The organism is Nocardiopsis sinuspersici (assembly GCF_001998325.1).
Taxonomy (GTDB): Bacteria; Actinomycetota; Actinomycetes; order Streptosporangiales; family Streptosporangiaceae; genus Nocardiopsis; species Nocardiopsis sinuspersici.
In genome coordinates, this window is the sequence record NZ_MCOK01000002.1 from 33,729 (window position 1) to 39,728 (window position 6,000).

The window sequence follows — 6,000 nt, forward strand, 5'->3', positions numbered from 1 at the left end:
GGTGGGAGGCGTCCTCGGTGTGTTCTGGGCATGCGGTGTCGTGTTCGGGTTTCCGAATTTCCAGGTGCGCACCCTGCGCGGCATCGCCGGAGGTTAGCGGACGGCCCTGGCCTGGCGGACCGTGCGGACCAGGGAGCCCAGGCGTCCCCGTGCCGCTCCGGTGGCCGCCGTGCCCGCCGCCGCGGCGGTGAGCGCGACCGCCCAGGTCAGGGACTTGGCGACGGACACCAGCGGCGACCTGCCCCCGGAAGGCGACAGCACGGCCCTGTAGGCCCAGAACGGGATACGGATCTGGACGTAGACCAGGACCAGGAGCAGGAACAGGTCGAAGAGGTTGGCGTCGCCGGTCAGGATCTGCGTGGCGCCGAACAGCACCTGGGTGTCGCCCTCGAAGAAGACCCGCATGAGCGTCACGAAGGCCAGCGCCTGAGCGATCGGGATCACGCACACGGCGGTCATCGCCCGCCACCACAGTTCGGCGATCCGGTTGGTCTGCGGCAGGGCGTGGAACATCAGCATCAGCGGCGCGCCCACCGTCAGCAGGATCACGATGACGATCCGGACGATCTCGACGAGGGACCACACCACCAGCAGCACCACGAGCACCAGCAGGAGCAGCACGACGAACGCCGTGGCCTCCAGTAGGAAGGGCCCGACCCGCGCCGACAGGGCCTGCGCGGTCTTCTGCGCGCTGACCCCGTCGGCGGCGAACTCACGGGCGAACTCCGTCGACCACTCCGACATCAACCGCACCACGGTCAGCGACAGGTTCGAGGCGACGAACCCGACCACCAACCGGGGCAGGATCTCCCGTGCCCCGTACTGGGCCTGGAGGCTGTGCTGCGCCATGATCACGATCCCCGCTGTCAGGATCAGCAGCACGTAGACGGTGTTGACCGTCGCTGACACGCCCTCCCAGAGGCCGACCACACCCGGCGTAGGCTCGGGGGTGCTGAACGCCTTGGCACCCATCCACCCGAAGAGCGGATTGACCACGTCCAGGACCAGACCGTGGAACCACGAGGTGATGTGGCAGGAGACCTCCAGGACTCCGCAGTCGAAGACCTCGGAGTAGTCCTCCGCGTTCTCCTCCTCCGGTTCGGCCGGGAACATCGCAGGCCCTGCTCGTACTTGACGGCGTAGTCCAGGGCCATCAGCAAAACCTCGCCCACCAGGGCGATGAGGTAGCCGATGCAGGCGCCGTAGATGCCGCGTTTGGCCTTCTCGATCTCCCCGGATTCGCCGCCCGCCACCATCCACCGCACCCCGGAGACCACGATGAAGAGCGTGGCCAGGGAGACACCCTCCAGGCGGGTGCGGCCGATGATCTCGGCCTCGTCCGGGGTGATGATGTCCAGGCGAGCGGCTTCGCTGAGCACCATGTCGGGTGCCCCGGGCGGGGCGATGGTGGTGACGGGCGGTTCGGCCATCAGGAGCGGTTGGCGCAGGGCCGTCGTTCGTGCCCGCAGGCCTGACCGTTGGGCACGGCAGCGCAGCGCCCAATGCAGGCGGTGCCAGGAGGTGTCGGCCTCGCGCACGGCGTGGACAAAACCCGCGAGGATCTCCTCCTCCACCTCCTCGACGGTGCGGGCGTCGAGGCTGACGCACAGGCGTCGCGCGCAGGTGCGCAGCGCGGGCATGGCCAGGCCGATGGCGGCGACCATCCACTCCTCGTGGTCCTGGGCGCAGGTGACCAGACCGCGCCAGATGGCGTCGCGCGTCCGGCGGTCAGTGGCGCGGTCCAGGAGTGCGCCGCGTAGCTCGACCAGGGTGGTGGGAGGGGCGTCGGTGGAAGGAGTGGTGAGCTGCGCCGCGAGGTCGCCCACCTCCAGGTCCAGGAGTCGGAATTCCCTCTCAGCGCGGTTGAGTGGTTCGGTCGTCATGGGTCTGTCCCCTTCGCGGGCCGTGTCGGTGATGACACGGCCCACGAAAGAGAGCCCGGCTGACGGCGGGCGTGCGCAGTGCTCACGGTCGGCGTGCGGGGTGCGGGCGGAGCGCTGGCAGGGGGCTGACTCCGAGCGTTCAGTCACCGGAACGAGGCGGGGAAATCCTCCTCCGGGGAGAACTGCTCACATCATCGAAAAAAGGCCGTGACCAGCGATGACAGTACTCATGAAGGTGCTGACAATGGTGGCTGGTACCGCTGACAGCATTCGCTTTGCCAAACCATGACCGGATTTCTGAGAGCGCCGAGTGGGGCGATGCGCTGACACGGAGGCTCCGGCGTTGCATAGCCACGTCTCACCGGTCCTGGCCCAGTGCACCTCCGCGTGGGCGAAGCTTGGGCCGGTGCGGACCAGGTGTTCGACTCACACCGCGGTTCACCTCCGCGTGCGCGGAGCTCAAGGTGGCCAGGAGGCGCTCGGCGTTGCGGTCCGGCTACCCCGCCATAGACGTAGCGGCCCTCCCCCCACTGCGGGTGAGCACCCGCCAGCCTCGCCAGACACACCAACTCTTCCTCCGAGTGGCCGTCGCAGCCCTCTAGAAATTAGGTGACGTCCACCCGAGCGAGTCCCCATCGGTCACTCGGGGTTGGTCTCCATGAAGGCCACCAACATCCGCAGGTTCGCCAGCAACGCGCCCCCTCCTACGGCCCGGCCCTCTTCACCACGGACTCCTCCGCACGGTCACACCGGCGACACCACTCAAAGAGCCACGAAACCAGAGAAAGCTCGTATAATGACCACGGGAATAAGAAGAGGACCATTTCCAGAAAATGCATATTGCCTAACAGCGCCCGCGAAGGGACAGTCATGGAAATCCAAAGGAGAAAACTATGGATAACGAACGGAACAAGCCCTGAAACAGTATACGAAAGCGACCTTCCAAAGCAGGTTATCATAAAAGAATGTGCAATTTGCAGAAAGGTAAAAAGCCTTCAGCTGAGTCACATCGCCCCAAAATGGTCATATAAATGGGCAAAGAACGAAGGGCACGTATTGTCAGAAATCAGGAGCAAGGGAATCCAAGGGCGCACCAATGACGGATCAAAACACTACCTTCTGTGCAAGAAATGTGAGCAATGCCTTGGTGAGTCCGAAAACTATTTGTCAAAAATATGCAAGGGTAACCCTGTTCAGCTGAGCAAACTTGGCATATCCATAGAACCTGGCCTCGTACTTTCTGGACTTCGGCGAGATTCCATCATCCACGCCATATCCGGCATACTTTATAAAGCACACTATGCAGCTTCTGATCCATGGAGAAAGATACGCCTTCCCGAACCTTGGCTAGACACGATTCGCTCTTACCTGCTCCACGAAGATGCAAGCTTATCCAGCCGAGTCGCCGTACTCAACACTCGCTGGATATCCAGAATTTACCCTAAAATTAACCCCAAAGCCATTATTGTCCCCCAGTTTTATTCCTTCGGAGGAATATTCTGTTTCCAGATGCTCCTGGGAGGCTGGTCTTGGTTTCTCTTTTTCCCGGAAGATCACTACTCTCAAAAAACTTCAGAAGAAATAGCTACAGAAGTGGGCAAAGACGGCAGAGGCATCAGCTCCTTCCTCCGGGAAGAGCTTCCGATGCAAGTCATACAAGGAGATATTATCTGGCATGTATTTCTAGGAATAGAAGAAAGCGGACCACTAGCCAAGCTATACGATAACTCCAGTTGCCCTTGTGGTCTAGGCAAAGAATTCGCAAAATGCTGCAAGGATGCCTGGATCAATATCAACTGAAAACCCCTGGAGTCGCCAAGAAATGCATGGATTTGCCTTGCAAGCACCCGCGCGAATAACTACTGACCTTTGATTATGCGGTTGACGAGCATGGTGAAGGTTCCAGCCCGACCGAGTTAATGAATCCCCGCAGCAGGTCCGGGCGCTTGCGTACCAGGCGAAGATGCGTGTTGACCACCTCTTCCAGCTCGTCCAGACTTCGGAACAGGCGGCTCCGGAGCATGCGTTTGAGGTGGGACCACAACGACTCCACCGGGTTGAGTTCGGGCGCGTACCGGGGCAGGCGCACCACATTAAGCCAGTCCCGTGCCTCTATCTGGGCGGCCATCGGCTTGCAGGCATGGGAGGAGTGGTTGTCCCACACCAGCACCACCGGAGCCCGCAACGCCCGATGAAGCCGGTCCAACAAAGCAGGCAGGTCGGTGTGGTTGATGGAAGAAGCCTGTGTGGTGTGGAACAGCCGCACCCGCCCGCTGGCCGGATGCACGCACAGCCACCCGATGGTGTTGACGCGACCCCGGCGGCCTCCCGAGGCGGCCACCAGCGGGGGGTGTCCGCATCTGCCCCAGGTGCGGCAAGTGGACAGACTCGTGCATGCACCGCTCTCATCAGCGAAAATGATCCACGCCCCCGTGTTGTCAGCGTTTTGGCCCGTGGCCACACCTGGGTGCGCCAGCGGGTGATCTCCTCCTCATCACGTTCGACGGCTCGGGTGGCGGGCATCTGGTGAGACCATCCCAGCCGCCTGAGCAGCCGCCAGACTCCAGAAGGGTCGGCGTAGCACGATCCGAAGCGCTCGTTGATGAGGTGGTTGATCCGGTCCAGGGTCCAGGACTGATCGGGCCATCCGTGGGCCATGGGGCCCTGGTCCAGGAGGCTGAGCAGGGCGCGCTCTTGACGGGCATCCAGCAGGGAGTGAGCGCCGCGAGGGCGAGCAGCCAGAGCATCACGGGGCCCTGGGCCTTCCAGGCCTTGTGCCACTTGTGGACGGCTTGTTTGGTCACGCCGAGCTCGCGAGCGATCTCGGTCTGGGACAGACTGCCTTGTTAGAACAGTGCAGCTGCGAGCAGGCGGCGTTTCTCGCACTCGCCAGGGGTGCGTGGAGGATGGGAGGAAAGTTCCATGACCAGCGATCCTCCCACTTCCCAAGCGGATCAACCTACGAGTCAAAGATCAGTAGCAAGACCCAGAGCGACGCAAGTTTTGTTCGTGGCGAAATTGGGGCGATATCACAGCGCCTTGAGTCGTTCGATGAGGTCCTGATAAGCACGCTGGACGGCGTCGGGATGGTCGAGGTGGTTGTGCGCCTTCATAAGCACCTGGTAGATGGCCTCTTTGAGACCGTCGGCAGCACGGACGATTGAAGGTCATCACCATCGTGGCCTTCTTCCTCAGCGAAGAGGCAAGGGTCGTCACCGGTCAGACCCTTCGCATGAACGAGGGACGACTCCTTGACTGACGTGTACCTCATGCGGCACTGGCACGGTTCACCTCCGCGTGCGCGAAGCTTGGGCAAACGACCTGTGAAAACGCGGACCGTTATCCCGACGCAATCCACATGCGGAGCACACCAACGGCTCGGTTCCTACCTCGCCTGGATCCGTCCTCACACAGTGTCGTCTCTCCGAGGGCCTCACAGCGCTGGTGTAAGTGCTGACAGCGGGCCGTGTACCGCTGTCAGCACTCGCCTGGCCACACCTGTCTCAGGCGCTGCGATCCATGACCTGGTCGTAGTGGCGCTGCGCGCGTGAGGCCGCAGCCGACCGGCCGTAGTGGCGCATCATCTGCCGCGAGTCCCACCCGTTGAGCTCCATCAGGTCCCCCTCAGCGCCGCCGTTGTCCAGGTAGCGGTGCGAGAAGTCGTGCCGGAAGCGGTGCGGGTGCACATGGGCCACGCCCGCGCGCGTGGCCCGGCGGCGGAGCATCTGGTACACCCCTGACTTGGTCAGCGCCCCGCCCTTGGCGGAGAGCCACAGGCGGCCCAGACCCGCGTCCTCGTGCCTGCCGCGGGTGCGCAGGTAGCGGTCCAGGACCATCGCGGTCCGTTTGGTGAAGCGCACCCACCGGGTCCTGCCGCCCTTGCCGGTGACCCGTGCCCGGCGCTTGTCCAGGTCCACGTCGTCGGTGGTGAGGTTGGTCAACTCCTGGAGGCGCACGCCCGTGTCCGCCAGCAGCCGCATGAGGGCTAGGTGTACTGACCATGGAGGTTGGTAACACCCACCCCGGCTGACACACACGAAGAGGGCCTTCGGTATCGGTGTGGATTGCGAGATCTACCCGACTCACCAGAAGGCCCTCGATGCCCCACACTACCCAC

The 6,000-nt window shown here is 62.9% G+C and carries 5 protein-coding genes and 1 pseudogene; 1 reads left to right on the forward strand and 5 read right to left on the reverse strand.

Annotated elements, in window-relative coordinates:
• Nucleotides 1–93: 93 nt before the first annotated feature.
• Nucleotides 94–909 (reverse strand): hypothetical protein, encoded by an 816-nt coding sequence (locus NOSIN_RS26515; RefSeq protein ID WP_170293752.1) that lies wholly within the window; start codon nt 907–909, stop codon nt 94–96.
• Nucleotides 873–1,883, reverse strand: a complete 1,011-nt coding sequence (locus NOSIN_RS27950; protein WP_227015383.1) for a pilin — start codon at nt 1,881–1,883, stop codon at nt 873–875. The genes NOSIN_RS26515 and NOSIN_RS27950 overlap by 37 nt, the downstream gene beginning before the upstream one ends.
• Nucleotides 1,884–2,753: 870 nt before the next feature.
• Here NOSIN_RS27950 and NOSIN_RS27035 point away from each other — a divergent pair.
• Nucleotides 2,754–3,683: a hypothetical protein gene (locus NOSIN_RS27035; protein ID WP_143833090.1), complete on the forward strand. Its 930-nt coding sequence runs from the start codon at nt 2,754–2,756 to the stop codon at nt 3,681–3,683.
• Nucleotides 3,684–3,756: 73 nt separating this feature from the next.
• Here the strand turns inward: NOSIN_RS27035 and NOSIN_RS26525 are convergent, their stop codons facing one another.
• The 3 genes and pseudogenes from NOSIN_RS26525 to NOSIN_RS26540 form a co-directional block, all read right to left on the reverse strand.
• On the reverse strand, nt 3,757–4,305 hold the full coding sequence (locus NOSIN_RS26525; RefSeq protein ID WP_455430055.1) for an IS630 family transposase: 549 nt from the start codon (nt 4,303–4,305) through the stop codon (nt 3,757–3,759).
• A gap of 104 nt (nt 4,306–4,409) precedes the next feature.
• Nucleotides 4,410–4,541, reverse strand: a pseudogene (locus tag NOSIN_RS28240) (winged helix-turn-helix domain-containing protein); the annotation flags it as partial.
• An 845-nt stretch (nt 4,542–5,386) separates the two neighbouring features.
• Nucleotides 5,387–5,863, reverse strand: a complete 477-nt coding sequence (locus NOSIN_RS26540) for a tyrosine-type recombinase/integrase (protein ID WP_227015384.1) — start codon at nt 5,861–5,863, stop codon at nt 5,387–5,389.
• Nucleotides 5,864–6,000 lie beyond the last annotated feature (137 nt).